We start from the raw sequence: 26642 nt of genomic DNA, 5'->3' as shown, positions 1-26642 counted from the left end.
GTCGGCACGATAAAACCAAGGTATGTTGAGTTTTTTAAAAACCCTATAACGATTCATTTATAAGCTCTTTGCCGACTTTATACTTCGTTACATAGGTTTATTTTTTAACACCGATTTACTTAATCTGCAATATTGCCTACATTGAATTCCTGAAGTTGCTTGTCTACAAAATCAACTTGTTTGGAGTCTGGCTGAATTTCAATTGATATTTTGTACTCAGTGCATCATTGCAGGGTACCGCGTTTGATTTGTTCGCTTTCAATAGCTTCAAATAAGGCGCGAAAGTTACCTTCGCCAAAACCTTTAGCTTGGAAACGGCGCTCAATAAACTCAAAGAAAAATGTCGGCTGTTCAAAAATGGGCTGGGTGAAAATTTGCAGTAATAAGGGCGCGGTTTGTTGTGCCCCTATGGGAAGATATTCTTGCCAGTCCACCAGAATTTCCTGTTGAGCGATCGCTTCCAGTTCTAGAGGTGATAGGGTGAGTCCTGGACGCTGTTTTAGTTGTGAGTAGTAGCTTTGGGGAACTGAGAGTAAAGATAAACCACTGGCACGAAATTTAGCGATCGCACTCACAAGATTAGTTGTCCGCAAGGCAATATGTTGAATTCCTGGCCCCCGGTTAACATCGAGAAACTCCTGAATTTGGGAATTACTGGAAGCTGGTTCATTAATTGGCAATTGGACTAAAGCGTTGCGCGAGACCATCACCTGGCTATGTAAACCAGAGCGATCGGTTTTAATTTTAAATGCCTGCTGGGGTTGAAAACCTAAAATGTTTTCGTACCAAATGACGGCACGTTCCAATTCACCAACTGCCACGTTTAACACTATGTGGTCTATGGCAGTAATTGAAGAGGACACGGAGACACGGGGAGACGGGGACAGGGAGAGTTCTTTCTTTGTGTCGTCTATTCCCGCTTCTGGACAGCGCCTTTGGATCAACGTATGAGTCAGTCCACCCCAGGCGGCAATTTTGCCACACTTGAGGAATGCCGCACCTACCTGGCGTTCCTGGATGGGTTGTAAAATTGTAGCACCGTGCATTTGAGCGAGTGCGATCGCGCCTTCAACATCTTCGACAGCAAAAGCAACATCTGCCACACCAGGTGGATATTGAAGTAAAAACTCAGCTACTGGACTTGTGGGTAACAGTGGTGAAGATAGAAAAAAGCAGACAGCACCACTTTTCACAACTTCTGTACAAGTGTGAAACGAACTGATGCTCTTAGCTACTGCTTCAAAACCAAGATGGTGTACAAACCAATCCCGCCATACTTTGGCGTCTTCTACATAGAAATGAACGTGATCAATTTTCATAAATACTGAAAATCAAGCATAACAGCTTATATGTCTGTAAATTTTGCCTTTTTTGCTAAATTTTCAGGTCTTTCCCAGGCAAGAATTATGTAGGCGTACTCCCACTTTAAAAGAACAGATGACTATCAGGTTGAATATTAATTTCCATTGGCACAGCTTGCGGTTCGGCAGAAAGGGCAAAGAAAATCGCATTGGCAGCAGTTTCAGGACTGAGCATTTTTTTTCGGTCTACTTTTAAGTTCACGTTATCCCAGAAAGGAGAATCTACCCCACCAAAGTAGAATAGCGTGAACTTGATACCAAAACGCTTGAGTTCCTCTGCCATGCATTTACTGAAACCGACAACACCAAACTTAGAAGCAGAATAAGCCGCTGCCATTGCCATCGAATGCTTGCCCAGAATTCCTACTAGATTACAGATGTGACCAGACTTGCGCTTTTGCATCTCTTCAGCAGCCGCCTGAGTGGTGTAAAAGCTGCCTTTTAAATTGACATCTAGCATCTTGTCTAAATCAGCGGGTTCCAGGCTGTTGTAAGGCTTGAGTATACCAGCACCAGCTGCATTCACCAAAATATCGATTTGACCAAACTCAGCGACGGTCTTTTTTATCAAAGTATCTACTTGTTGGGGGTCAGTAATATCGGTGGGAACGGTCAAAACTTGCCCTGGTAAATCAGCGGCCAGTGTTGTTAAACGAACTGCATCTCTGGCAGCCAGTATCAACCGGACTCCAGTGGGCGCTAGTTTGTGTGTTAACGCTGAACCAATACCACCAGTAGCACCGACAACAACAACGACTTTATCCTGCATCGTATTATTTACATTTATTTACATCTTTTTACATAATACTGAATTACAGATTAGGTTGTACGTAGACATCCAGAAAGTATTTACTTGCAGAGTAGCGGAGTTACCTCATATTCTTTGCCACTGGTCTTTAATGTAAATGTGGGAGATGATTCTAGATATTTGGTAAAATTGGAACCTAACTTTAATTTGTTAATAATTGAATTAGGAGATTCCCCAGTTATTCTCTGTATCTCTGTACCTAGCTTTGACACAGATAATTTAGTTTTTGGAGAATTTATTTGGATATCTTGAATTATTTTCAAGAGAAATTTATCTAATGTTTCTCCATCATAAATTTTAGCAAAATCTTCTTGTTTTTCCTGTTGAATAGATTCTATAGATAACTCTTTTGGAAGAGAAATTATTTCTTCAATTTGTGGCTGCTTTTGATTATAGTTGATATTGATATTGCATCTTTCTTGAAATAAACTGGCAATAGCCGCTAAATTGTGTAATCGAGCATTAATTGAATCTTGTTCGTTTTTAATTAAATCTTGAATTTGCTCAACCACTTTTTCTAAGGATGGAACTTCTGTTGCCATAGATAAGGAATAATGAGTGAATTTGCCACTATTCCGGTTTTCTATATACAAATTTTGTCCTTGTCTACGTACCCAATGGACAATTAATCCTTGATTTTGGAGTTCGTTACAAAGGTGGATCAAAATTCCATCGCTAGAACAGACCAAGATTTCTTTAGCTGTTGGATAAGAGTGTAAAATACAAGCACCAAGTGCGATCATTTTTGCATCAGCACTATCCTTACCCTCAGGCACATGGACAAGTTGATAGCCACGGTTATATAGTTCAATATCTTGTTTACCAATACTTTGATTTCTCCAGTTAGCAAATGCGATTTTAACTTGAAGAGGATACTTACAGATACGGGCTAAAAATAATTGTGAATTAATATCTAATTTTAAGTTTTCCGCATCCAAAAGTAGAAGGGAGATTCCTGTTTCTAATTGATGTTGAATTTCAGTTTTTTGTTTAAATTTTTGGCTCAATTGACTGAATGCAGCAGATTCTAGCCAATCAGGTGATAATATAGTTTGCAGCAGTTCTTCAGCTAATGTAAAACTAAAAGAGCTAAGGCTTTTCTCTGTAACTTTTTCTTCTGATAGGTTTTTTACTAAAGAAAGTTCTCTAGTTTCAGGTATAGATATTTTAGGATGCCCGTTGCTGTTAGCAAGCAAGTCAGTTTCCAGGGAACGAGGGAATGCAGGCTCAAGAAATTGTTTACCACAATTTTTGCAGAGGTAATTCTGCTTGTCATTCCTACGACCATTTTTACGATATAAAGTAGATTCGCACCGGGGACATTTCATCTTCTGATTCAGGTGGTCTAGAGCAAATACTATTCTTAAGTATATAGTATCAAAAACTACTGTAAACGTCAGTTTATATTGCCCAACACAAGATAAACTCAAAGCAAGCAGAAATTAAATTCAACCTTAATTTACGCTTGCATTATGTCGTAGCCCTCTAAATAGCTAAAATTTAAGAAACACTTCAATTGATGCGGGCGAAAACGTAGTCGCGGGTGCGAGAATCCACGGGGTTAGTAAAGATTTTATTTGTAGTACCAAATTCAACCATTTGAGTAATGCGATTTTCATTACTACAAAAGAAAGCCGTAAAATCAGATAGGCGAGGAACTTGCTGCATATTGTGAGTAACAATCACAATTGTCAACTCAGAGCGCAAGTTATGGATCAGATGCTCAATTTTCATGCTACCAACAGGATCAAGACCTGAACAAGGTTCATCCATCAACAGAACGTTCGGTTTTACTGCTAAAGCACGGGCAATACATAATCTTTGTTGTTGACCGCCAGAAAGCTCTAAGGCAGATTTGTGCAGCTTATTTTTCACTTCATCCCAAAGTTCAGCAGTCTTGATGGCAGATTCAACAATCCCATCTAATTCTACTTTCGGATGCCATCCAATTAATTTCACCCCATAGGCGACATTATCGTAAACGCTCATGGGAAAAAGATTTGGCTTGGGAAAAACCATACTAACTTGGCGACGTAAGCGATTGATGTTGACACGACGCTCATAAATACTCTGTCCAAAAAATTCTACTTTTCCTTCAACTCTCACTTCTGCTTCTAATTCACTCATGCGATTTAACGATTTAAGAAAAGTAGATTTGCCACAACCACTAGAACCAATAATTGCCGTGACTTGGTTTTGGTAAATATCCATTGACACGCCTTCAACTATCTTTTGAGTGTCGTAATATAAGCTGAAGTTTTTGACTCTGATAGCTGGAATTAGTTTACTCATATTCCTAAAACGTGTGAAACAAAACTTGACGAAGCAAAGCAGTAGAAATCAGCGCCGCTGTTTCACTATGTTACTCCCAAAAGGAGATGTTCATGGAAATTACGGATCTATACAGCAGATAAACTGTTAGTAGTATTTATATTAAGACTGTATCCCAAAATTTCTCTTTTACAGATTTTTTATACCTACCTTTCGCACCTTGACACATATACTATCCTTTCCTATTAAAAGGATTCGGACTGGTTCGACTTAAAATAGCTATGTCGAAATAAAAATATTAATATCATATACCCTTTATGGGTAGTCAAACAATTTTGGATTTTGGACTTCGGCTACGCTCAGTCGAACGGTTTTAGATTTTAGATTAACCCTATGCCTGTATTTTGCGCGTTCCCGCTCTTTAAGCAGATAGTTTGACAAAAATCATTAAATCACGCTAGGACATACTTTAACCGAAACGCCCTGAAATGTAATCGCGGGTGCGGGGGTCTAATGGGTTGTTAAAGATTTGCTCTGTAGCACCAAATTCAATCATTTGACCAATGCGACTTTCATCGGTGCTAAAGAAAGCCGTAAAATCAGAAACGCGAGCGGCTTGCTGCATATTGTGGGTAACGATCGCAATTGTCAACTCAGATTGTAAACTATGAAGCAGTTCCTCAACTTTCATGGTTGCGATGGGGTCAAGAGCCGAGCAAGGCTCATCCATCAGCAGAACTTTTGGCTTGACTGCTAAAGCACGGGCAATACATAATCTTTGTTGTTGACCACCAGAAAGCCCTAAAGCTGATTTATCTAGCTTATCTTTCACTTCATCCCAAAGAGCAGCGCTGTGAAGTGCAGATTCGACGATTTCATCTAATTTTAATTTTGAATACCTGCCTGCTATTCTCATACCGTAGGCAACATTTTCGTAAATACTTATAGGAAAAGGATTCGGTTTTTGGAACACCATACCAATTTGACGCCGTAACCGATTGATGTTGACACGAGGAGCATAAATATTCTGACCAAAAAATTCTACATCTCCTTCAACTTTCACAGGCCCTTCTAATTCACTAATGCGATTAAGAATTTTGATGAAGGTAGATTTACCACAACCACTAGGGCCAATAATTGCCGTTACTTGATTTTTATAAATATCTATTGACACCTTTTCAATTGCTTTTGTTGTGCCATAGTAAAAGCTGATATTTTTAACTTTGATAGCTGGAATTAGGTTATTCATACTTGCCCAAGCTGCAAAACAAAACAAAAATTTATTTTTACTTAATTCTTCTGTGGCTAATAACTAAGCGAGAGAGAATACTGACACATAAAATTAAGCTGAGTAGAACTATAGAAGTAGTCCATACTAATTGGCTTTTTTGTGGGTCGGGGTCGTTGTAGAGGTTAAAAATCAATACTGGTAAGGAAGCTGTTGGACTTAACAATCCTTCTGACCAATCTAGACTAAATAAAGCAGTAAAAATTAAGGGTGCTGTTTCACCAGCAGCACGAGCTACAGCTAATAAAATGCCTGTAGTAATTCCGGGAATTGCAGCAGTGACAACGATGCGAAAGGTAGTTTGGAAGCGAGTTCCTCCTAAAGCAGCGGAGGCGAGGCGTCCAGATGTGGGAATAAGTTTTAAGGATTCTTCTGTTGTCAGTATAATCACAGGTAGCATAATCACGGCTAAAGCAAAACCGCCTGCGATCACACTAAATCCTTTAGTTAGCAAAACTATCACACCATAAGCGAATACGCCTACAACAATTGAAGGCACACCTGTAAGAATACTGCTGATAAAACGAACAATACTAGCAATTGGATTAGTTTCACCAAATTCCGCCAAGAAAATTCCTGTCATTATCCCTGTGGGGATGCTTAAAAGTGAACCGATTACCACCATGATTATGGTTCCCAGGATGGCATTTCCAAAGCCATTGTCAATCACTGCTTTGACAAACATATCTGATTGAAGTCCAGATATTCCCCGGACGAGAATTTGCCACAAAATTGATATTAAAGGAATGAGTGCTAAACCTGTCAAACCAAAGGCGATCGCATTCATTGCATAAGTAAATATTACTCGTTCTGTTGGCAAAGGACTGCATAATTCTGTCGCCAGGGATTCATCAGTTTCTGACTGGATGTAACCACTCATATTTTTGATAAACTTTGATTGATAAACGTCTTGCTACACTGAAGGATTTGTGGCAATCTTAAACTGAAATAGTGTTATGTATTTTTCCTCGTAAACCATTTCACCAAGAGTACAGCGCCAACATTTACAACTAGAGTCAACCCAAACAAAATCAATGCCAAATAGCTTAAAGCGCCTATATGCAATCCCGGTTCAGCTTCAGCAAATTCATTAGCTAATACAGAGGGAATTGTATAAGCTGGATCGAGTAAAGAAGCACTGATTTGAGCAGAGTTACCAATCACCATAGTGACAGCCATTGTTTCACCCAGAGCGCGTCCTAAGGCGAGCATTGCTGCACTCACCATTCCCGAAAATCCAGCTGGTAGCAAGACCCGAAAAATTGTTTCCCAACGGGTGCTACCCAAAGCCATAGATGCACTACGTAATTCTTTAGGGATAGCCATTAAAACATCACGAGTAATTGCTGCCATTGTAGGCAAAATCATGATGGCTAGAATAATTCCAGCAGTCAACATATTAGTCCCAGAAGGGTCTTCTGTATTAAACAGTGGTATCCATTTAAAAGTACTGGCTAGCCACTTTTGTAGAGGTTCTAGAACTGGAATAAAGACAAAAATCGTCCACAAACCAATAATGACACTGGGAATTGCTGCAATTAATTCAACAACAAATGCTAAAGTTGTTCGTAGCGATGAAGCTAATAAATTTTCGCTCGTTACTAAGGCTACTGCTATTCCCACTGGGACAGCGAATAAAATAGCGATCGCACTACTTACCAAAGTTCCATAAATGTAGGGTAATGCACCAAAAATCTGATTACTTGTATCCCAATCTTGGCCCCACAAAAACCCCAGTCCAAACTGCTTAATGGCTGGTAAAGCTTCGTGTAAAATTACCCAACTCATCAAAAATAGCACTGCAACGGTAATCACGGCAAATAAGTGTACTAACCGTGTAAAACCTTGGTCAAACCAAAAATTTGTGCCGCTGATAGCTGTTAGATTGAAATTTTCATCGCCTAGATTTGAATCATCTGATGAATTTGCCATTACAAATCAATAAAATAGATTTTTTTCTTATTAATAAAGTGAGTTGTCAACTTCCGCTACTAGACCATCGATTCAGTAATCAAAAACCTAACCCCCTAGCCCCCAACCCTACAAGAGTTGGGGGAGAGGTTCTTCCAGGATTACGAATGGATACTCTAGGAGAATAAAGTAGTAAGATTGCAAATTAAGGTTTGACAGAGCTATTCACAGTCTGAAGTACACGATTTGCCACATCAGATGGAATCTTGGTGTAGTTGAGGTCATCGTTATATTGTTGACCGTCTTTCAATACCCAATTAATCCATTTCTTAATAGCATCAGCTTTAGAAGCACTAGCATACTGTTTGTAAACCATAATCCAGGTAAGACCTACGATGGGATAACCTTGTCCTGGATCTCCTACAAAAACGCGGTAGTTTTCTGGAAAAGTGACAGTTGACAAAGCTGCATTTGCAGATTCTAAAGAAGGAGCAACAAATTCTCCTTTCTTATTTTGTACCAATGCTGATTTCAAATTGTTTTTGACAGCGTAGGCATATTCAACATAACCAATAGAACCAGGAGTACGAGATACTAAGGCAGCTACGCCTGGGTTGCCTTTACCTTTGAGGACATTTGGCAGATTCCATTTTGGAGCAGTGTTAGTTCCAACTCTGCCTTTAAAATAACCGCTGGTAGCACTTAAGTGATTAGTAAAAATGAAAGTTGTACCGCTACCATCGGCGCGAACAACAAATTTAATTGATTGATTTGGTAGATTGACACCTGGATTATCAGCTTTAATTTTTGCGTCATTCCATTTAGTAATTTGACCTGAGAAAATTGCTGGTAATGTACTGCGGGACAATTTAAGATCATTAACGCCTGGAAGATTGTAAACCACAGAAACGGCACCGCCTGCTGTGGGTACTAAAATTACACCGTTCTTGACTTTAGCGATTTCATTATCTTTCATTGCAGCATCACTACCACCAAAGTCAACGGTTCCAGCAGTGACTTGACGAATACCACCACCGCTACCTATTGCTTGGTAGTTAATTTTCAAGTCTGGATACTTGTTTTTGACTTCACGAGCATAGCGTTCGTAAAGCGGAGCCGGAAAAGTTGCTCCTGCACCATTCAGAGTTTCAGCTTGTGCGATCGCACCAAAAAATTGACTGAGTGCAACAGAAGTGGTCACTACTGAAGTAGCAACAACACGATTCAAGATGGTGGTCGAAAAAATCATATTACCTCTGATTAAAGGAATATTTTCCTACTTTAATTTCATCCTTAAATTAACTTACATTTTTTCTAGTTAACGATGAATAAACAAAAGATTAAGGTGGGTTTAACTTTTACTTTCAACCACAAATATTTTGATTTACTAATATTAATATTAATTGAATTGTACAATTTACCAATCCACCACAATCTAAATTTTTTCATGTTTGCTTGTGGCTACAATATATTACCAAAAGTATAAATAATCCTATTCCTACCAGATATTTAATCGGCTCAGGTACGCTGGGATTCGGAGAAAAAAAGCCTTCGATCGCACCAGCAATAACTAACATTGGTACAATCCCAAATATTAGCTGTACTGCTTGAAAACCATAAAATTTCAGTGCATCACCACGGCGATATTTACCAGGAAATAAAATTGCTCTTGCTAATAAAAATCCCGCACCCCCAGCAAAAAAGATGGCGGGTAATTCCAAGGAACCATGCGGCAACACAAACGCCCAAAAAGGATAAGCCAGATTATTTTGACCCACCAAAGTACCAACAGCACCAATCAACAAGCCATTAAATACCATCAAGTAGGCTGTGTATGCTCCAGCCGTGATGCCACCAGCAGTAGCACCAAAAGATACCGACAGATTATTGATCATGATACCGCTGGATGCCAGAGGTTCAACGCCAACAATTGACCCCATCCACAATTTATGCTCATCTCGCACCTTGGTAATCAAACTTTCAGGTACTATCAACGACATAAAGCTAGGATTTTGCCAGGAATACCACCAAGCTACTACTGCCCCCAGTAGAAACAGCGCCGTTGCAGCAGCAATATATGCAGATGTTTTCTGGACTACAGATGGTAATCCCCAATGGTAAAATTCTAAGATTGCCTGCCATTCCTGTCGGCGCGAACCTTGGTAAATCTGCGTATAAGCACGAGTTGTTAAAGATTGTAAACTTTGTATCAAAGTATTGCTAATTTGCTGGGTACGGGCACGAGCTAAATCTGCTGCTACTGAACGATATAAACTCGCTAACTCTCTAATTTCTGTTGCTTGTAGGGACTTTAGCCCTTTTTTTTCTATCTGCTTTAATAGGGCATCTAAACGCTGCCAATTCGGTTCTCGTCGCGCAATCCAACGTTGAATATTCATGAATTTTGGGAACACTGAGTTTAACTAAGCTTAAAATATCCTCAAATTCATCTCCGTACTTCCAAGGGAAAGTTGCCATTATGTCTGAAAATTTTGGATCTCCCGGTCAGATACAACCACTAAGTGTAGGAAATGTTGTCAGTGCTGCGGTACGATTATATCGTTCTCATCTGAAGACTTATCTGAAACTGGCTTTAATTGCTCACTTGTGGATTATAGTTCCGATCTATGGTTGGGCAAAATATGCAGCTATTTCTGGACTAATTTCACGCTTGGCTTTTGCAGAATTGATTTACCAACCTGAAAGTGTCCAAGTTGCCAGCAGCCATGTTAATCCGCGTCTGTGGTCATTTTTAAGAGTTGGTTTTCAAGTAGGAATATCAATACTTTTAATTTATTTTGGAATGGTGATCGCAGCTGGTATCTTGGCTGGCTTGCTGGGAGTAGTATTAGGAAGGATATTCGGTGCTAGTACAGGCGTTATAGTCGTAACTACATTGGCAATAATTTTTACAATAATTGTGGTGTTGGGACTAACCTGGTTCTACTCTCGTTGGGTAGTAGCTGAAGTACCACTAGCAGTTGAGGAAAATATTAATGGTAGCAAAAGTGTTGCTAGAAGTTGGGAGTTAACTAAAGCTTCGGTACTTCGCATTCAGGGCGTTGTTTTAGTTGCTTTTTTCGTTACACTGCCGTTAGTGTTTGTATTAAATTATGTACCTAGCTTATTCCTCATAAAGCTTGAGCAAGGTACTATTATCTACTGGATTGTGTATGTTATTTCTTTGATCGGCAGCTTAATAGGTGGAGTTTTTGTGATGCCATTCTGGCAAGCACTAAAAGCTGTTTTATACTTGGACTTGCGGACTCGGCGTGAGGGTCTAGGTTTGCAGTTACGAGAACCTCCCTCACAAGATTTTCGTTAACTCAACACCTTAATTCAACTCTATTAATTTTCAATTAGTTAAAATATGCGCTTTTTTAATCGCATCACATTCCAGACTCCAGAAAGTGTAGAGTTGGAATTCACTTTAGCAGGAATCGGCAATCGAGCTTTGGCACTGCTGATTGACTATACAATCTTGATTGTAACCTTGCTTATATTTGTCCTTACTTGGAGTGTCTTATCGACGCAACTATTAAATTTTGTTGAAGATTTTTTTACTAATGGCAAAAATTTAGGAGTTTGGTTATTAGCAATTTTATTTATTATCGCCTTTGCAATTTATATCAGCTATTTTGTATTTTTTGAAACCTTATGGTTTGGGCAAACCCCTGGTAAACGGTTTGCTAAAATTCGCGTGGTTCGAGATGACGGTAGACTCATCGGGCTACAACAAGCAACCCTACGTACCTTACTTCGACCCTTTGATGAGACTTTGTTTATTGGCGCTTTTTTAATTATGTTGGGCCGTCGAGAAAAGCGTTTGGGTGATTTGGCAGCTGGCACAATTGTGATTCAAGCCCAAACACCCACTGCATCGGCAACATTGACAATTTCAGAACAGGCAAAGGTACTCAATCAGCAGTTAGTAGAGATTGCCGATTTATCGCAATTATTGCCCGATGATTTTGCTGTTATTCGTGAGTATTTACAGCGACGTGGTGCAATGTCATTAAAAGCAAGAGCTTCACTATCTCTAAAGTTAGCCGAGCAAGTTCAAACTATTATTAATTTAGAAAAGCTCCCAGAAGCTGTTACACCTGATGTATTTTTAGAAGCAGTTTACCTCGTTTATAAACAACCAGGATTTTGATATGAAAAAACTAGTACAGCATGGTATAAATCCAGCGACTATCTCAATTAACTAGACACAAAGGGGCAAAATACCCTTGTTAAAGTTAGGCAAACTAACACCATAGTCTATTAGGAAAAGGTAAGTAGATAGGCGTGAATAATTAAAGTTTTGTAGTAAGGACTGGAGCCGCTTACTACAAGGCAATTTAATTAATTTTACATTGAGTAACAGAATTTGATTGATTCTTGCCTACTTACTTAATATTAAACAATAATTCAGAAGTTAGAATTCAGGAGTCCGAATAGTTAAAGAATCAGAAGAATATTTGATGAATGAATATACCGAGCATCCTAAACTCCTGATAAATCCTGACTCCTGAATGCTAAATTCTTACGTTTATTGTGAAGATGATCCGCAAATCAGGTCAAAAACTTAAAATTGGCCAGTCTGGTTCACGATAATAGCGTGTCATATTGTCAAACTTCCGCAATTCAACGCGATGAATCAAAAATTCTGGTAAATTCGACAGCCATTGATCATTCAATTGAGAAAGCATTGTGCTGAAACTTGTGCGGTCTAAGTCAGATGAAACCTCCCCAAAATAAGCTAATGTAATATGGGCTGTGAAGTGATAATGCTGCTCAATACCCAAAGCAATTAACTTAGGATTTTGATAAATTGTTCGGCGAAATTTAATAATTTCCTCGTAGCAGCGTTCATCTTGAGGTATTAAACAAACAGCTACAGCTCTTGGCATCAGTATCAGTCCCAGCATTTGCCATTGAATTGGATGACTCCTGTTTGTCATCAATTGTTGATATTGCTGAAATATTTCGGTTAAACAAGAGTGTAACTCCTGGTCAAAATTGGGATTTTTTTCGCAAGCATCAAGGTAAGCACTGTCCCAAATTAAATCCGCTAAAGTCAGATGGAAGCTAGCAGGAGGTACAGGTACAATCAAATTACGGTTTACAGGCAACTGTAAAAGTTCCTGTTGGTAAGTCTGTAATTTGGCATAGAAAGCAGAGTTTTGTGATTCTTCTGCCGGCGGGGTAGTTAGCGTATAGCCAGGAAAGGACGCTGCTTGTCTCAACCCAGAATGTGGCTGGAATTTAGAAGATTCCTGAATATGCTGGACTTGGGATTTGTAAGCTTCTGGCAGCGTCAGTCGTGCTAACCGATTTAAGTAAGTTTGATAGTTATCGTCCAATCTTCATAGCCTCACGCTCTCACTTGATAGATTTTAGGGAAAATTACCTTGATTGAGAGAATGATTTCAAAAGTATTTAGTTTTTGGGTGTGATGGTTGAGGGGGTGGGGAGTGGGGAGTGGGGAGTGCTGAGTAAAGAAATAGGGAATTTAACTTTTTTACTCAGAATTCGGAACTGTTTTGCTCAATGCCCAATGAGGTTTATCTATGCCAATCTATGTTTACTGGGGTGAAGATGATTTTGCCATAGAAAAGGCGATCGCTATGCTGCGCGATCGCGTCCTTGATCCCCAATGGATCAGTTTTAATTACACTTCATTTCCTCCAGATCAAGCTGATGCTGCTATCCAGGGGTTAAATCAGGTCATGACACCCACTTTTGGCGCTGGTGGGCGCTTGGTATGGCTGATAAATACTACTCTGTGCCAACACTGTCCAGACAATGTATTAGCAGAATTGGTGCGATCGCTACCAGTCATTCCCGAAAACTCATTTTTATTGCTCACCAGCCGCAACAAGCCAGATGAACGTCTCAAATCCACGAAATTGTTAAAACAATTTGCTACCGAATTCCGAGAATTTTCCCTCATTCCCCCTTGGAAAACAGAATTGCTGGTGCAATCTGTTAATCAAGCAGCCCAGACTGTGGGCGTGAAACTGACTGCCAATACTGCCCAGATGTTGGCAGAATCTGTAGGAAATGATACACTTATTCTCTACAATGAGATGGAGAAATTACGGTTATATGCCCAAGGTAGCAACAAGCCTTTAGATGTAGATACCGTGACGAAGTTAGTAAGAAATACTACTCAAAATAGCTTACAATTAGCAGCAGCAATCAGAACAGGAGATACAGCTAAAGCTTTGACAACGTTGGCGGATCTGATCAATGCTGCCGAACCGGGATTACGGATAGTTGCCACATTAATTGGACAATTTCGCACTTGGGTATGGGTCAAGATTATGATAGAAAGTGGTGAGCGCAATCAACAAGCGATAGCTATTGCTGCTGATATCGGTAATCCCAAACGGATCTACTTCTTACAGCAAGAAATTAGGCTGCTTTCTATGCAACAGTTAATTTCTTGCTTACCCCTACTACTGGAGTTAGAAGTCAGCCTCAAGCAAGGAGCATCAGAAATGTTAACACTCCAGACTAAAGTCATCGAACTTTGTCAAGTATGCCGAGGAACTTAACAATCAAATATAAAAGCTTGATGTATTCAGCGGTTGCTGGAACTTCCAACTCCGAAAATAATTCCAAGTCCTTATAATATCCCTGATGTAGTTTTGTGTTACACACTTTATGAAGAAAACTTCCGACTTCTTTTTCAGACTTAGCCGAAAGCGAATTCTTTTCCAATCATTCTTTTTCGGCGCGATCGCTACTGTGAGTGTGATTTCCAACGCGTTTTCATTGAGTTCAAAAGCTAATGGTCAAACTCCAACACCAATAGTTAACAATACTGAAATCAACAGTTACGCTCAAGCCGTGCTAGCAATGGAGCCAGCCCGTCAAAATGCCTTTGAAGAAATTAAAAAACTTATTGGTAATGGAGAAATTCCCAAGATTGTTTGTAACAATCCTAACAGTATAAAGGATCTTCCAACAAAGGCTCAAGATATCGCCAAAAATTTCTGTACCCTCTCTGAAAAAATTGTCAAAGATAATGGTTTGAGCAATGATCAGTTCAACAAAATTACTATGGAACTACAAAATAACAATATCTTATTAAAACAGCAGGTTTCCAATACCTTATTATGCCTACAAAAAGCTCCTAATACAATTAGGGACACAGCATTGTGCCCCAACCTGCATAACCAATTATGATTGCGATATTACTCTTCAAGTACAAGAGATGCTTGTCGCTTAGTGTGAATATTTTTCATGTGCTTTTTTACGGTGTTGATGGTGATGTAAAGTTTATTAGCAATTTCTTTGTAGCTGTAGTTGCTTCTATAGAGAAACCAAATTTCAGCTTCTCGCGGCGTCAGTCCAAATTTTTTAACTTCAGTAAGTGCTACATTTTTCACAGACTCATATTGGTTTTCTATGGTAACTAATAAGCAAGGTACTTCAAACCCATTTAAATCTAGCAATCTCACCCTAATACGAAAAATATTTGACTTATCAAGCACAATCTCATCTGACAGAATTAGCAGTTTATCAGAAAACAAATACCTACTATTGACTAACGATTTACAAAGATTCCAGATGGCTGATGGGACAAAATTCTGATTAAAATTGCCTTGATTAAATTGACAACAAAGGCGATGAGCAGATGCATTAGCATGAATCACTTTACCCGCCTTGCTTAAAATTAATATACCGTCTTCTAAGCCTTCAATTACTTCTTGTAAAAAATTAGCCCGCTTCGACTCATGTAAGTTAATACTATCTAGCTGTTGTGGTTCAGCTACTATTTGTACTAATGTCTTTGTTAGAGCAATCATAGGAGGTATTGTAATGTATCAAATACTGCTTATTAGTTAGATTTATGGTAGTTGGAAGATGCACATCTTTTTTACATGATTATTTGAATAAATTACGTGAATATTACAGACCAATCATGCTAACAGCAGGAATACAAGTGTCATTTATAACATGCTTCTCCGATAATACTCAAATAAGAATTTATGTAGCCTGTTTGGATTAACTCAGGTTACATAATTTAAATACAACTCTAAAATTGCCTATTTCGGAAGTCGCTTCCAATAAGTTTTGGATAAGTTCTCCCCGCCTGTAGTTACCCCCTTATAGCGTTTCCTAACGTTTTTTTATGTCTCTGAAGAGAGAAAAATAAGATGCTGACCTTGAATCTTTTTTAAAGCCTCACTTGATAAGCAAAGCCAAAAAATCCTTGTTAGGAACCAAGCACAAAGAAACAAAGTTTTAAATATTCTCTAATGAGAGTAATAAAACAGTGAGGTTAAGCTGTACTTCACCCTGATAAAGAATAAGTATCTCCTCTCTCCAAACTCACCCAGAGGGGTTGGGGGTGAGGTTTTGTGTACTTCATGCACCTGGGAACCGCTAAAAAAATGGAGTAAAGGAGGAAAACAGCAAGCCTTTTTAAGGGGAATCATTGCATTGCCTATTGAAGCTGCTTCTACTAAATAGCGATCGCTCCAATACAGAATAATTATTTATATTGAGATAAAAATATACATATAAATATTTTTTTAATGCAGGTATTCACCAACTACACTAAATTGCAAAGGAAAAAACTGCTTTTTGGTAATTGGTAATTAGGGAAAATTTGGAATTTTGGATAAATTTTGATATTAGGAAAAAGGGAATAGGGCATGAGGAGAAGCTACGAGGCTGCAAGGGGGCGACTTTTCAAAAGTGGTAGCTTGACTGTAAACCTTGCTCCTTGCTCTTTACCTGGACTCTCTACGTGGATAGTACCGCCATGTAATTCTACTAAATGACGCACGAGCGCTAATCCTAGTCCTAATCCACCATAGGTTCTAGTGTTAGAACTATCAGCTTGACGAAAGCGATCAAAGACATAAGGAAGAAAGTCAGGACTGATACCAATGCCTGTGTCAATCACCTGAATTTGGGCATATTTATCCGTTGTCTGTTGTTTTTCTTCACCAGTGACTACTGACAATTGCACCTCTACCCGTCCTCCTACCGATGTGAATTTGATGGCATTGGATAGCAGATTCCAGATGATTTGCTGCAAGCGCTCGAAATCCCCGGAAATTAAGAATTGAGAATTTTCACTAAGCTTGCTGTCCTCTGAGTGTTGATTGGTTTGGGATTGTGCTTCCAGAGATTCTAGATTTTCGCGATTGATTTCTAATTCCAAATCTGAATTTTGCGCGAAAGTGACCACGGGGAGTATCCCCGGTGGCGCATTTCGCGTTTCTTTTGAGGGAATCAGGGAAAATCTCAAATCGATTTCCTTGGACTGGGCGGCTAGACTAACAGTCTCAATGGCTGATTCAATTATCCCAATCAAATTGCAAGTACCAACATTGAGGCGTAACTTGCCTCTAATCATCCGTGATACATCCAGCAGATCCTCAATTAGCTGGGTTTGCGCCTTAGCATTGCGCTCAATTGTCTCCGTAGCCCTAGCCATTTGGGTTTCACTGAGCTTGCTTCGTTGCAGTAATTGCGCCCAGGCAAGGATGGCATTGAGGGGCGATCGCAACTCGTGGGACAATATTCCTAAGAATTCATCCTTCATGCGGTTAGCATCTTGCAACTCCTCAGTTTGTTGTTGCAAAGAAGCAATTAAACTAGCCCGTTCCATTGCGATCGCTATTTGGTCGCATACTGCTTGCATCATCCCCTTTTGATTGTCGGTGAAGCTTAACAGAGTGCGGCTGCCAAAAGAAAGAGTACCCAACAGCCGTTCTTGAGCGATCAATGGGTATGTATAATAAGCAGTAATGCCTAAAGAGCGAATCAATTCTGTTTTCTCTTCAGTTGATTGCTGCACATTCTCTACAGCTATAGGATGGCGTGAGAGCGCTACAGTACCACAAACCCCTTGACCAAATGCCAACCTCTCAACTTCCTTTGCCATCTCCTGGGAAATGCCACTGTAAGATCCCAACTGCAATACCTGAGAGTTATCCTCAACCAAATAGTTAAAGTAAATATCTAAACTAATTTGGTCTTTTAGTTTTCGGTAAACGCTATCAATTAGTACTACTGGTTGTTGGCTCGATAGTAAATCGTTAGCTGTGTCAAATAGTAGGTTTAGCCTTTTGTAACCTAACGAGAGTGCTTTTTGTACCTCCTTGAGGTTGCTGATTTCTTGGAACACCAAGATACAAGTAGCCGGATGCCCGTGCATTGCTGGCAGGGTATCAGCAAATACTAGTAGAGAGCGGACACCAGCAAGAGTGTGCCAGTCTACTTCCAATCCATTCAGGCGTTCGCCAAGAGCAACCCGCACTCCTGGCATTTGCTCATTGGGGATGCGATCGCCAGCTGCATCTGTGTAGTGGTAAACTGTGTGATAATCTGCGGCGGGTACACCTTTGGGAAATTCGCCCCCAGCTAATTCGTCAGCAGAGCGATTGGCAAAAGTTACCCGCGCCGTTCCTGGTTCAATAAACAGCAACGGTCTTGGCATCATATTTAACACATCCTCTAGCCATTTTTGCTGATTTAAAAGTACTTCCTCTGCCTGTTTGCGCTCCGTAATATCTAAAAATGCACCAACGCTTCCTCTGGTTTTACCCTCTTCGTCAAACAGGGGTGCAACATACTCCAACAGGTTGACGATTTTTCCATTTTCATGGACGACATCGAGTTCACAATCCAGAACTTCGACACCATGAGTGGCAGAGTATTGCATTGGCAGTTCCTCTGCTGACAGTTCCCTTCCTTCTTTGTATACTTTAAAGCTTGTCGGTTTTTCATCACTGGGAGCGTTGAGGGAGGCATTTGTATCTGAGGATATTCCCAACTGCTTGGCAAAAGCAGGGTTGACCTTGATATTTTGGCATTTTGGATCTTCAGCAATGCCAATTCCAATAGGAATGACCTCCAACAAAGTTTGTAACTCAGTAATGCGGCGCTGTAAATCCTTGTTTAGTTGTAAGATTTGTTTCTTAGCCTGTCTTTGTTCGCTGATGTTGCGAGTCACAGTTGCTAAGGCAATTGGCTGACCTGTCTTATTGTCTGTAACAGTGAAGATGTTGTAATCAACTGGTATCGGTTGACCTGTTTGGAGGTGACAAAAGCAGAATTCTCCCTGCCAGCGCCCTTGTAATAGCACAGTTGGCAGTATATATTCTTGAAAATAGGCTTTGTCTTTGGGCATGACGTAATCTAATACTGCTTTTTGCCTGACTTCATCAAGGTTGGCAAGCCCTACCAGCTTTTGACCTGCATTATTTATGTAGAGTAATTCACCCTCAAGGGTGGCGATGCCGATAAAGTCAGAGCTATTTTCTACTAGCGATACTAATTTTTGTTGCTCTGCTTCTGCTTGCTTACGTTCACTCAAGTCGAGGATAAATGCTACTGACTCTTCTCGGTTTTCTCCTAGTAGCACGTAACCAACTAAAACTGGGATGCGGCTACCATCCTTACGAATGTATTCTTTCTCGTAGGGCGTACAAGCAGCGTTGGCGCTTCTTTGTGCTTCGGCAACACTTCGCTCATCCAAGTATAGATACTCTGGTGGTGTGATATTGCTCCAACTTAGCCTGCCTGCTAACAAATCCTCTCGTGTATAACCAATCATTCTCAGAAATTCGTCATTTGCTTGCTGGATACCGCCATACACGTCGCCAAACAGAATACCGATGACGTTAGCATCTACAAAACTCCCCAGTTTAGCTTCGTAGGTTCTCAGTGCTTCTTGAGCAAGATCACGTTGATGGCTGAGACGTTCAATAACCGCCGCACTTTGCCAAATCAAAACACTAAAAATCACAATCAGGATGATCGCAAACACCGATACTGCAAAAGCCGGATCGTATTGTCCTGCCCGTTGACCTTCAACAATTATCCACCCCAATCCAAAAGGGACTGCGATCGCGGCAACCAACAAACGACGTGCAATTAAGCCACCGTAGGTATCACTTGTAACTACTTTCATTAACCCCTGTTCTGGCCGCGCCCAGAGAATACTTATACTTAGTAAACTCAACAACACCGCTGTATGTAAGGACATTGATGTTGTATAAGGTGCAAGTCCGTAGAGAACTTTCACTTTATAGGCATAGCCCATGAGCGCTTGAAAGGAAATTAAAGTAGCTATCAGAGCGATAATCTGGACATACCAATAACTGCGGTCGCTTTTTGGATCAACCACAATCTGTAGGGCGACGCCCACCAGCATAAAGTTCAGTGCTGTGTTCACCCCCATTCGCCCCGGACGTAATGTCGCTATACTAGTTAGCGAATCACGCGATAGGAGTTCGTCAATACCAAGATTCCAGCCAAACAGATATTCACAGACTGTAAGCACAGCAATTATGGTAGCCGCTATTGCACAGACCCTAGAAATTAGAAGCGTGGGGAAATGGGGAAATAATTTTGAGTCGCACCTTTGGTGCGCTTCCAGCGCAACTTGAATTTTGAATTTTGAATTGTTTCCCCCTCCTCTTAAAAACAGCCACAGCGACACACCACACAGTACAAAACACAGCGCTGTGTTGACTTTCATTGTCGCCGAACTACCACGGAAGCCGCGTTTGAGAACTTCAATGCCAAGCCACCAGCCAAATAGTACCAAGCTGCCAACAAAAACAGCGATCGCACTTGCAACTTTTCCTACAAGTAAATTTGTAGGGATTTTAAATATATCTTGCAGCCGCAAGCGGTTAACATTTAACATTGAGTGTTTTCTAACCGCATCTATCTAGCCTAGTAAACTTACGTATTTCCTACGGTTGAGCTATTTCTCCTATTTGTATTGTATGTTACCCTTTTAATTGCTTTTCATCTACCCTTATGCATATTTTTTTTGAGCAATTAAAAATCAGAAATAAAGGTGGTTTTTTGAACCACCTTTGTGGTCTATCAGAATTGCAGGTTATGTTGCTTACCATTATCTTGGAAACGTTGCTCTCCAAGACCAACAAGTTCTACAATCACTTCACGCGGTGCAGGTGTCCATTCCCCAACTCTCGCTCCAATTTCCACAACTGTTTGGTTTGCCTCTGTAAATACGCTTATATTTGTTAACGAAAAATTTTTATCTTGATACTCATTTGTCTGTCCATCATCTTCAAATAACTGGTATTCGTTATTACCAGGCCAAATCCGTAATCTAATTTCGTCGAGTGGGGCTTGATCAACGTATTGCGTGACAGGTTGCATAGGAACGATCGCACCGCTACGGACATACAGTGGCATTCTTTCTAGTGGTGCATGAGCAAGAATGTGAATCGGGCCTTCATAACGCTCACCACTCCACCAATCATACCAAATGCCGACGGGTAAATAGACAGATCGATGCTCAACTCCAGGGCGGTAAATTGGTGCAGCCATCAGCGACGCACCAAGCAATACTTGATCATAGAGGCTATAGGTTTTCGGATCGTTGGGGAAATGGTACAATAAGGGTCTTAAAATCGGTGCGCCCGTTGTTGCTGCTTCCCAGAAAAGACTATAAATGTAGGGAAGTAGTTGGTAACGTAAATTAATATATTCTCGACAGATATTTTCAACGCGATCGCCAAATACCCAAGGTTCATGACGAGCAGTAGACATTGCCGAGTGACCGCGCATCATTGGGTAAAGCATTCCTACCTGCATCCACCTAGCAAATAATTCAGCTGTGGCGTTACCAGCAAACCCGCCAATATCGCAACCCACAAACCCCACACCCGAAAGTCCCATGTTGCAAAGCATCGGCAGAGACATTTCTAAATGCTCCCACAACGATTGGTTATCTCCCATCCACACAGAAGACCAGCGTTGCACACCAGCATAACCCGATCGCGTTAACACAAATGATCGCTCAGAGCTTCGATGCCGTTCCAACCCTTCATAGGAGGCTTTAGCCATCATCAACCCATACAAGTTATGCACTTCTGTATGAGTTACATCAATTTTAGATTTTGGATTTTGGATTTTGAATTTTGAATTCTCTCCCTCTCCCCCCTGTGGTGCATCTAGGGGAAACCAAATTTTTTCACCTTCATCACCAAAGGGGCGATCATTTATGGCAGGTTCGTTCATATCATTCCAAATTCCTGCCACACCAACATCGGTTAAGCTTTTGTGTAAATCAGCCCACCAGTTAGACACATCAGGACGTAAAAAGTCAGGAAAAACAGCTTTCTCAGGCCAAACGTAGCCGTGGAACAACGTACCATCAGCTTTACGCACAAAATAGTCGTTTTCTATTCCTTGGTCAAAAACGTGATAATTGCCTTCTGGTTCATATTTCACACCAGGATCAATGATTGTGACTGTTTTGAAACCATCTTGTGCTAAATCACTGATGAGTTTTGCCGCGTTGGGGAAACGCTGGGGACTCCAGGTAAACACCCGATAGCCTCGCATATAGTCAATATCTAAGTGAATAACATCGCAGGGAATGCGGCGTTGACGAAATTCCTTTGCTAGTTCCCGCACAACGCTTTCTGATTCGTAACTCCAACGGCATTGATGATAACCTAGCGCCCATTTCGGCGGTAATGGCATTCTCCCAGTTAGCTGAGTATAAGTCTCTAGGATTTGGGCTGGTTCAGGGCCGTAGATAATGTAATAATCCAATTCACCGCCACGAGTTTCCATCTTCCAAATACCTGGTTGTTCAGCACCAATATCGAACTGACTCCAAAAAGTGGTATTGAAAAAGATGCCATAGCTTACCTGAGGGCGCAAAGCCATAAAAAATGGAATTGCCTGGTACATTTCATCAGTCAGTGCATCATAATCTAAGGAATCCGTTGTCCAGTTGGTTTTTACTTGGCTGAGTTTATCCAAAAAGCCTGTGCGTTCACCAAAGCCATAGAAATGTTCATCGGCTGCAATTTGTTTCCACCCTGCAACTGCACCCATCCGCCAACCCATCCCAGTTTCTGCATCTTGGGCGAAAGGACGATTAGCTTTGTCGAAACAGGTGATGCGACACTTTTCTCGCTGGACACACACACGAATCTGTGCTGTCTCAATTTCTACCGTTGTTTCAGTTTCCTGGACTGCAAAAGGTGTTGTCGCCCATTCTGCATCATCCAGCGTCACTGCCCAAGAACGCCGGGGCATAAATTCTCCAGTCAGTGCCAGACGCACGCGGATTAAATTGGAGGCAAGTACACTGATGGTCAGGCGTGAGTCGCCACAGTCAAAATTAATAATATTATTGTCCCAGGTTACAGCTTTTACATTGCTAACAGTTGTCCAAGGTTGGGTCGTAGTCGGTAGTTTTCCGAAATATTGCGGCATATCAGTTATTCAGCAGATTAATACTTGTCCGCATTTCATGATTACAGAGATACTTAGTCTCAAACTCTTTCTTTCGCTAGAAGTTGGGTGAAAGATTAGGAGATATTTTTTAACAAGAATCGTTTTTGTTATCCACAAGTTATTGTGACCACACTAAATACCAATACGCTTGGGTTAAGAAAATTGATCCGTTGAGGCAGCCAGGGCAGGACAAACGCATCTAAATTACTTTTGCTTACAACCAAAGTTAAGAACCAACAAGGATAGGCTACAAATTTATGATTAACTGTACTAAGTAATTATGGTTGTAGGAGCTAACAAAATTATGAGATTTTTCAATTTTTGTTATATCAGTCTCCCACTAATAAGCTTTGCATTATTAGGGTGGATAGCCCCAAGAGCTAATGCAGCGCTTTTAGTGGGGAGTTATTATAATAACTCCGTTCTGCGTTATGACGAAAAAACGGGAGAATTCATTGATGATTTCGTTCCTTCCGGTAGTGGCGGACTAAAGGGAGCAACTGGTTTAACTATTGGACCCGATAAAAATCTTTATGTTAGTAGTATTTTGAGCGGTAGCGTCCAACGTTACGACGGAAAAACAGGGAATTTCATTAGTACCTTTGTTCCTTCCGGTAATGGTGGACTAGATACACCTGAAGACTTGGTTTTTGGACCTGACAGCAATCTCTACCTTACCAGTATTAACAGCCGCACAAGTAATAGTGTTCTACGCTACAACGGGCAAACAGGAGCATTTATCGACACTTTTGTCCCCTCAGGTAGCGGCGGACTTAATGCACCTTTTGGTTTGAGCTTTGGTTTAGACGGGAACCTCTACGTCAGTAGTAGTCTGACTGATAGTGTCTTAAGATATAATGGGCAAACAGGAGCTTTTCTCGATACTTTTGCTACAGAGGAAAAAGGGTCGGAACCTGATGGCTTGAGCTTTGGACCAGACGGTAATCTCTACGTCGCTAACTTTCGGACTAATAATATCTTGCGCTATAACGGTAAGACAGGAGCTTTTATCGACACTTTTGTCCCATCTGGCAGTGGCGGACTTAACGGCCCTGTAAAGCCAATCTTTGGTACCGACGGCAACCTCTACGTTAGTGGTTTAAATAGTAACAATGTGTTGCGTTACGACGGCAAGACAGGAGCTTTTCTTGACACTTTTGTTCCTGCCGGTACAGGTGGATTAAATGGGGCTGGCTTTTTGGCTTTCACTGAAGACAGCACTGTTGTTCCTGAACCTAGAATGGGGCTAGCTGTGTTGGCACTTGGTGCTATGCTAGGAGCAAGCAAGCTACTTAGCCGTAAGCAGAAAGCCATATCATAAAAATCTAGCTTGCTTAAGAGGAGGTAATAATTACAAATTACGTAAGCGCCACGCAAAGCGAGTCTGCATACCTCTACTCTTAAGCAAGCTACGTACAGCGTCTCCCAGAGAGCGTCATTATCAATTACGAATTATTTTGACATCATACTTCTGCCTCCTTCAAGCTAAGTTACTCTATATCCTGCGGCTGCTCGTTTAATGACTTTAATGCATCTAGACTGCAACACAAACGCGGCTTGTCAGGGTCAGTCAAATCTAGCTTATCCCAAGGTATTGTATAACCACCGTAGATTTTCTGCGCCCCAAGTAGATGCAAAATTTTTAACCCAATTGTCCAAGCGGATAACCTTTCTAACACCGCAGCATAACCGATAAGATATTCTTTAACAATCCATTCTTCGCCTTGTTGTTCGGCGCGTACTTCCTGAATGCGTCCGACGGCTTTACCTGTTGAGTCTAATACTGGCTTACTCAGTAGTAATTCTAGATGAATTTCAGGGGTTGTCATCGTCCCCCTCCTGGAATTCGGGCGATGATGCGATCGCGCAGCCATTTTTCATAGCCTAAGGCTGGTGTTGCTTCAGCTTCAACATCGACTTTGACATCAATACCAATATCCCGCACTTTTGACCACGGAATCCGAAACGGTTCACTTTGTTTAGCACCCCATTTACTTGCAATTGCTGCTACAAAACCTGCAAAGCGGGGATTTAGCCGTTTGGTAAGGGTTGTCACTCCTACTTCAATATAAGCAAGTCGTGGTGGTTCGCGATCGCGCAATTCCATCACAATGCCATCAACTTTACCCATTTTGCGTTGATTGCAGTCAACTAATTGATTATCAAGAACATCTCTAATAACATCCATTTTCTATCACTTCACGTTAATTATTGATAGATTTACTAAGCCACAGAGGCGTAAAGATTGCAAAGGAATAAAATGTTATAAATTCTAATCCAAAATCCAAAATCTAAAATCTAAAATCTAAAATCGATTTATCCTCCAATAATTTCCAGTGGAATAGCAACGATCGCTAGCACAAATGTCAGCGCAATTGTAAAAATGACAACGCTGTTACTAATCCAGCCGTTACGATACTTGCCAACGTATAATTCATCGTTCATCAAAACTAAAAAAGGTATAATTACAGGCGGCAAAATCACTGCTGTAATTGCCATTGAAAACAAAGTCAATTGCAATGGATCGATCCCAAATACCATCAGTAATGAAGCGAGAAAGACAAACACGGTGTAGACTAAACTAAAGCGTGCGGCATCTTTTGGTTTAAGGTTTTCGCCCCAATTCCAACCAAAAGCTTGAGCCACAATATACGCTGTATCAAGGCTTACCTCCAGCGCTGCACCAAAGCAAGCAATCCCTAGCGATGCTGTAAATAGTACAAAACCCCAGTAACCAAAGGTTTCTGTCAACATCAGCGCCGCCTGTTCATAGCTATCAACCTGGATACCTTTGGGACCGAGTACCAGTGCTGCCACAATCAACACTCCCAGCGATACAATACTACCAAAGCCCATCCCTAAACCTGCAACGGCGCGATTCACACCGATATACCCTTCATCCCATTTATCTTCTACTGCACCAGACGAGTAGAAATAAAACAAGTACGGGCTAATCAATGCCCCTAGTATGCCAACGGCAAGGTATAAGTAATGTGCGGTGTCTTGTTGTGGCAGAGTTGGCAACAAACCAGAGCCAAGTTGTGTCAATGATGGATGCAGCTTAAAAGTAGCGACGACAAATGCTAGAGTAATTAATCCGAATAAAGAAATACCGTTTTCAATTAATCCAAATGTCCCTTTCCAAAGTAGCAACCAAATTGCAAAGGCTACGGGTAAAGCAAACCACTGGAAACTAATGCCTGTTACTAATTGCAGGGCAATACAAACACCGCCAATTTCAGCTGCTAAAACCAGAAAATCGACGACAATTTCTGCAAATAATGGAATGATATAAAAGTTGAACCCAAATCGTTCTCGCACCGCCGCAGCTAATGTATGTTTGCTAACGGCTGCTAAACGTCCAGACATTTCCACCAGAAAGATTACACAAATTGTCCCTAAGACAAACGCCCAGATTAGTTGGAACCTATAGGTAGATCCAGCTTCCGCAGCAGTAGCGATCGCACCTACATCCAGAAAGCCGCCGATACTGGTAACAATACCAAGAGCGATTTCCAAAATTTTATTCATGGGTTTGCCCTGCTACTTTTATGAGCTTGTTTAGCGTTCGCTTTTCTGCTGCTAATTCTCCAAGTTTTTGCTGTACCTCTGAACGATTTTTTTGTGCCACAGCCTTGGACATTTCCTCTGTTTTATTTGCTATAGCAGTCGCCATCTCAGTTAGGACGTAGGATATATAGAGAAGTGATTGATTTGTGCATTCCTATGGCAAACCCTTACAGTTATGACCTAC

22 protein-coding genes are annotated in these 26642 nt (G+C 40.8%); 5 read left to right on the top strand and 17 right to left on the bottom strand.

Annotated elements, in window-relative coordinates; translation table 11 throughout:
* Positions 1-224 precede the first annotated feature (224 nt).
* The 9 genes from hppD to V7K21_RS02820 form a co-directional block, all read right to left on the bottom strand.
* Positions 225-1319, bottom strand: coding sequence for a 4-hydroxyphenylpyruvate dioxygenase (hppD, locus tag V7K21_RS02860; RefSeq protein ID WP_335171340.1), 1095 nt, complete (start codon positions 1317-1319; stop codon positions 225-227).
* A 106-nt stretch (positions 1320-1425) separates the two neighbouring features.
* Positions 1426-2130 (bottom strand): SDR family oxidoreductase, encoded by a 705-nt coding sequence (locus tag V7K21_RS02855; protein ID WP_335080422.1) that lies wholly within the window; start codon positions 2128-2130, stop codon positions 1426-1428.
* An 80-nt stretch (positions 2131-2210) separates the two neighbouring features.
* The gene (locus tag V7K21_RS02850; RefSeq protein WP_335171338.1) at positions 2211-3497 is read right to left on the bottom strand and encodes an IS1/IS1595 family N-terminal zinc-binding domain-containing protein; all 1287 of its coding nucleotides are present in this window, start codon (positions 3495-3497) and stop codon (positions 2211-2213) included.
* A gap of 184 nt (positions 3498-3681) precedes the next feature.
* Positions 3682-4461 (bottom strand): phosphate ABC transporter ATP-binding protein, encoded by a 780-nt coding sequence (locus V7K21_RS02845; protein ID WP_335071486.1) that lies wholly within the window; start codon positions 4459-4461, stop codon positions 3682-3684.
* Positions 4462-4909: 448 nt separating this feature from the next.
* The gene (pstB, locus tag V7K21_RS02840; protein WP_335171336.1) at positions 4910-5689 is read right to left on the bottom strand and encodes a phosphate ABC transporter ATP-binding protein PstB; all 780 of its coding nucleotides are present in this window, start codon (positions 5687-5689) and stop codon (positions 4910-4912) included.
* A 37-nt stretch (positions 5690-5726) separates the two neighbouring features.
* Positions 5727-6608: a phosphate ABC transporter permease PstA gene (gene pstA / locus V7K21_RS02835; RefSeq protein WP_335171334.1), complete on the bottom strand. Its 882-nt coding sequence runs from the start codon at positions 6606-6608 to the stop codon at positions 5727-5729.
* 74 nt (positions 6609-6682) lie between these two features.
* The gene (pstC, locus tag V7K21_RS02830; protein ID WP_335171332.1) at positions 6683-7660 is read right to left on the bottom strand and encodes a phosphate ABC transporter permease subunit PstC; all 978 of its coding nucleotides are present in this window, start codon (positions 7658-7660) and stop codon (positions 6683-6685) included.
* A gap of 184 nt (positions 7661-7844) precedes the next feature.
* Positions 7845-8888: a phosphate ABC transporter substrate-binding protein PstS gene (pstS, locus tag V7K21_RS02825; protein WP_335171330.1), complete on the bottom strand. Its 1044-nt coding sequence runs from the start codon at positions 8886-8888 to the stop codon at positions 7845-7847.
* 196 nt (positions 8889-9084) lie between these two features.
* Positions 9085-10038, bottom strand: a complete 954-nt coding sequence (locus tag V7K21_RS02820) for a stage II sporulation protein M (protein ID WP_335171328.1) — start codon at positions 10036-10038, stop codon at positions 9085-9087.
* An 80-nt stretch (positions 10039-10118) separates the two neighbouring features.
* Between V7K21_RS02820 and V7K21_RS02815 the strand changes: the two genes are divergently transcribed.
* Positions 10119-10964: a hypothetical protein gene (locus V7K21_RS02815; protein ID WP_335171326.1), complete on the top strand. Its 846-nt coding sequence runs from the start codon at positions 10119-10121 to the stop codon at positions 10962-10964.
* 45 nt (positions 10965-11009) lie between these two features.
* On the top strand, positions 11010-11795 hold the full coding sequence (locus V7K21_RS02810) for an RDD family protein (protein WP_335171324.1): 786 nt from the start codon (positions 11010-11012) through the stop codon (positions 11793-11795).
* Between the two features lie 406 nt (positions 11796-12201).
* Here V7K21_RS02810 and V7K21_RS02805 read toward each other — a convergent pair whose 3' ends face one another.
* Positions 12202-12987: a DUF1868 domain-containing protein gene (locus tag V7K21_RS02805; protein WP_335171321.1), complete on the bottom strand. Its 786-nt coding sequence runs from the start codon at positions 12985-12987 to the stop codon at positions 12202-12204.
* Between the two features lie 207 nt (positions 12988-13194).
* Between V7K21_RS02805 and holA the strand changes: the two genes are divergently transcribed.
* Complete coding sequence (gene holA / locus V7K21_RS02800; RefSeq protein ID WP_335171319.1) at positions 13195-14184, top strand: DNA polymerase III subunit delta; 990 nt, start codon at positions 13195-13197, stop codon at positions 14182-14184.
* A gap of 109 nt (positions 14185-14293) precedes the next feature.
* On the top strand, positions 14294-14818 hold the full coding sequence (locus V7K21_RS02795; RefSeq protein ID WP_335171317.1) for a DUF4168 domain-containing protein: 525 nt from the start codon (positions 14294-14296) through the stop codon (positions 14816-14818).
* A gap of 8 nt (positions 14819-14826) precedes the next feature.
* Here the strand turns inward: V7K21_RS02795 and V7K21_RS02790 are convergent, their stop codons facing one another.
* The 3 genes from V7K21_RS02790 to V7K21_RS02780 all read right to left on the bottom strand — a co-directional run bounded on the left by V7K21_RS02790 (position 14827) and on the right by V7K21_RS02780 (position 22867).
* Positions 14827-15441 (bottom strand): helix-turn-helix transcriptional regulator, encoded by a 615-nt coding sequence (locus tag V7K21_RS02790; RefSeq protein ID WP_335171315.1) that lies wholly within the window; start codon positions 15439-15441, stop codon positions 14827-14829.
* A gap of 863 nt (positions 15442-16304) precedes the next feature.
* Positions 16305-20306 (bottom strand): PAS domain S-box protein, encoded by a 4002-nt coding sequence (locus V7K21_RS02785; RefSeq protein WP_335171313.1) that lies wholly within the window; start codon positions 20304-20306, stop codon positions 16305-16307.
* Positions 20307-20491: 185 nt separating this feature from the next.
* Positions 20492-22867, bottom strand: coding sequence for a glycoside hydrolase family 31 protein (locus V7K21_RS02780; protein WP_335171311.1), 2376 nt, complete (start codon positions 22865-22867; stop codon positions 20492-20494).
* Between the two features lie 418 nt (positions 22868-23285).
* Here V7K21_RS02780 and V7K21_RS02775 point away from each other — a divergent pair, with 418 nt between their 5' ends.
* The gene (locus V7K21_RS02775; protein WP_335171309.1) at positions 23286-24209 is read left to right on the top strand and encodes a Vgb family protein; all 924 of its coding nucleotides are present in this window, start codon (positions 23286-23288) and stop codon (positions 24207-24209) included.
* A gap of 169 nt (positions 24210-24378) precedes the next feature.
* On the opposite strand, the gene V7K21_RS02770 is transcribed toward V7K21_RS02775, so the two are convergent.
* The 4 genes from V7K21_RS02770 to V7K21_RS02755 all read right to left on the bottom strand — a co-directional run bounded on the left by V7K21_RS02770 (position 24379) and on the right by V7K21_RS02755 (position 26564).
* Entirely contained in the window at positions 24379-24717 is a 339-nt protein-coding gene (locus V7K21_RS02770; RefSeq protein WP_335171307.1) for a hypothetical protein, read from the bottom strand.
* Complete coding sequence (locus V7K21_RS02765; RefSeq protein ID WP_335171305.1) at positions 24714-25076, bottom strand: hypothetical protein; 363 nt, start codon at positions 25074-25076, stop codon at positions 24714-24716. Before V7K21_RS02765 ends, V7K21_RS02770 begins: the two co-directional genes overlap by 4 nt.
* A gap of 128 nt (positions 25077-25204) precedes the next feature.
* On the bottom strand, positions 25205-26419 hold the full coding sequence (locus V7K21_RS02760; RefSeq protein ID WP_335171303.1) for an NRAMP family divalent metal transporter: 1215 nt from the start codon (positions 26417-26419) through the stop codon (positions 25205-25207).
* A complete protein-coding gene (locus V7K21_RS02755) occupies positions 26412-26564 on the bottom strand; it encodes a hypothetical protein (protein ID WP_335171301.1) in 153 nt (50 codons plus the stop codon). The genes V7K21_RS02760 and V7K21_RS02755 overlap by 8 nt, the downstream gene beginning before the upstream one ends.
* Between the last annotated feature and the right edge of the window lie 78 nt (positions 26565-26642).

The sequence above is a fragment of the Nostoc sp. genome, assembly GCF_036919595.1.
Taxonomy (GTDB): domain Bacteria; phylum Cyanobacteriota; class Cyanobacteriia; order Cyanobacteriales; family Nostocaceae; genus Nostoc.
The sequence above is the reverse complement of the archived record's forward strand: the minus strand, read 5'-3'. Positions and strand labels throughout refer to the sequence as shown.

What these genes read in the sequence shown, in the direction of transcription:
- hppD (WP_335171340.1), bottom strand. Translation starts at nt 1,319, where the DNA reads ATGAAAATTGATCACGTTCATTTCTATGTAGAAGACGCCAAAGTATGG.
- V7K21_RS02855 (WP_335080422.1), bottom strand. Translation starts at nt 2,130, where the DNA reads ATGCAGGATAAAGTCGTTGTTGTTGTCGGTGCTACTGGTGGTATTGGT.
- V7K21_RS02850 (WP_335171338.1), bottom strand. Translation starts at nt 3,497, where the DNA reads ATGAAATGTCCCCGGTGCGAATCTACTTTATATCGTAAAAATGGTCGT.
- V7K21_RS02845 (WP_335071486.1), bottom strand. Translation starts at nt 4,461, where the DNA reads ATGAGTAAACTAATTCCAGCTATCAGAGTCAAAAACTTCAGCTTATAT.
- pstB (WP_335171336.1), bottom strand. Translation starts at nt 5,689, where the DNA reads ATGAATAACCTAATTCCAGCTATCAAAGTTAAAAATATCAGCTTTTAC.
- pstA (WP_335171334.1), bottom strand. Translation starts at nt 6,608, where the DNA reads ATGAGTGGTTACATCCAGTCAGAAACTGATGAATCCCTGGCGACAGAA.
- pstC (WP_335171332.1), bottom strand. Translation starts at nt 7,660, where the DNA reads ATGGCAAATTCATCAGATGATTCAAATCTAGGCGATGAAAATTTCAAT.
- pstS (WP_335171330.1), bottom strand. Translation starts at nt 8,888, where the DNA reads ATGATTTTTTCGACCACCATCTTGAATCGTGTTGTTGCTACTTCAGTA.
- V7K21_RS02820 (WP_335171328.1), bottom strand. Translation starts at nt 10,038, where the DNA reads ATGAATATTCAACGTTGGATTGCGCGACGAGAACCGAATTGGCAGCGT.
- V7K21_RS02815 (WP_335171326.1), top strand. Translation starts at nt 10,119, where the DNA reads ATGTCTGAAAATTTTGGATCTCCCGGTCAGATACAACCACTAAGTGTA.
- V7K21_RS02810 (WP_335171324.1), top strand. Translation starts at nt 11,010, where the DNA reads ATGCGCTTTTTTAATCGCATCACATTCCAGACTCCAGAAAGTGTAGAG.
- holA (WP_335171319.1), top strand. Translation starts at nt 13,195, where the DNA reads ATGCCAATCTATGTTTACTGGGGTGAAGATGATTTTGCCATAGAAAAG.
- V7K21_RS02795 (WP_335171317.1), top strand. Translation starts at nt 14,294, where the DNA reads ATGAAGAAAACTTCCGACTTCTTTTTCAGACTTAGCCGAAAGCGAATT.
- V7K21_RS02790 (WP_335171315.1), bottom strand. Translation starts at nt 15,441, where the DNA reads ATGATTGCTCTAACAAAGACATTAGTACAAATAGTAGCTGAACCACAA.
- V7K21_RS02785 (WP_335171313.1), bottom strand. Translation starts at nt 20,306, where the DNA reads ATGTTAAATGTTAACCGCTTGCGGCTGCAAGATATATTTAAAATCCCT.
- V7K21_RS02780 (WP_335171311.1), bottom strand. Translation starts at nt 22,867, where the DNA reads ATGCCGCAATATTTCGGAAAACTACCGACTACGACCCAACCTTGGACA.
- V7K21_RS02770 (WP_335171307.1), bottom strand. Translation starts at nt 24,717, where the DNA reads ATGACAACCCCTGAAATTCATCTAGAATTACTACTGAGTAAGCCAGTA.
- V7K21_RS02765 (WP_335171305.1), bottom strand. Translation starts at nt 25,076, where the DNA reads ATGGATGTTATTAGAGATGTTCTTGATAATCAATTAGTTGACTGCAAT.
- V7K21_RS02760 (WP_335171303.1), bottom strand. Translation starts at nt 26,419, where the DNA reads ATGAATAAAATTTTGGAAATCGCTCTTGGTATTGTTACCAGTATCGGC.
- V7K21_RS02755 (WP_335171301.1), bottom strand. Translation starts at nt 26,564, where the DNA reads ATGGCGACTGCTATAGCAAATAAAACAGAGGAAATGTCCAAGGCTGTG.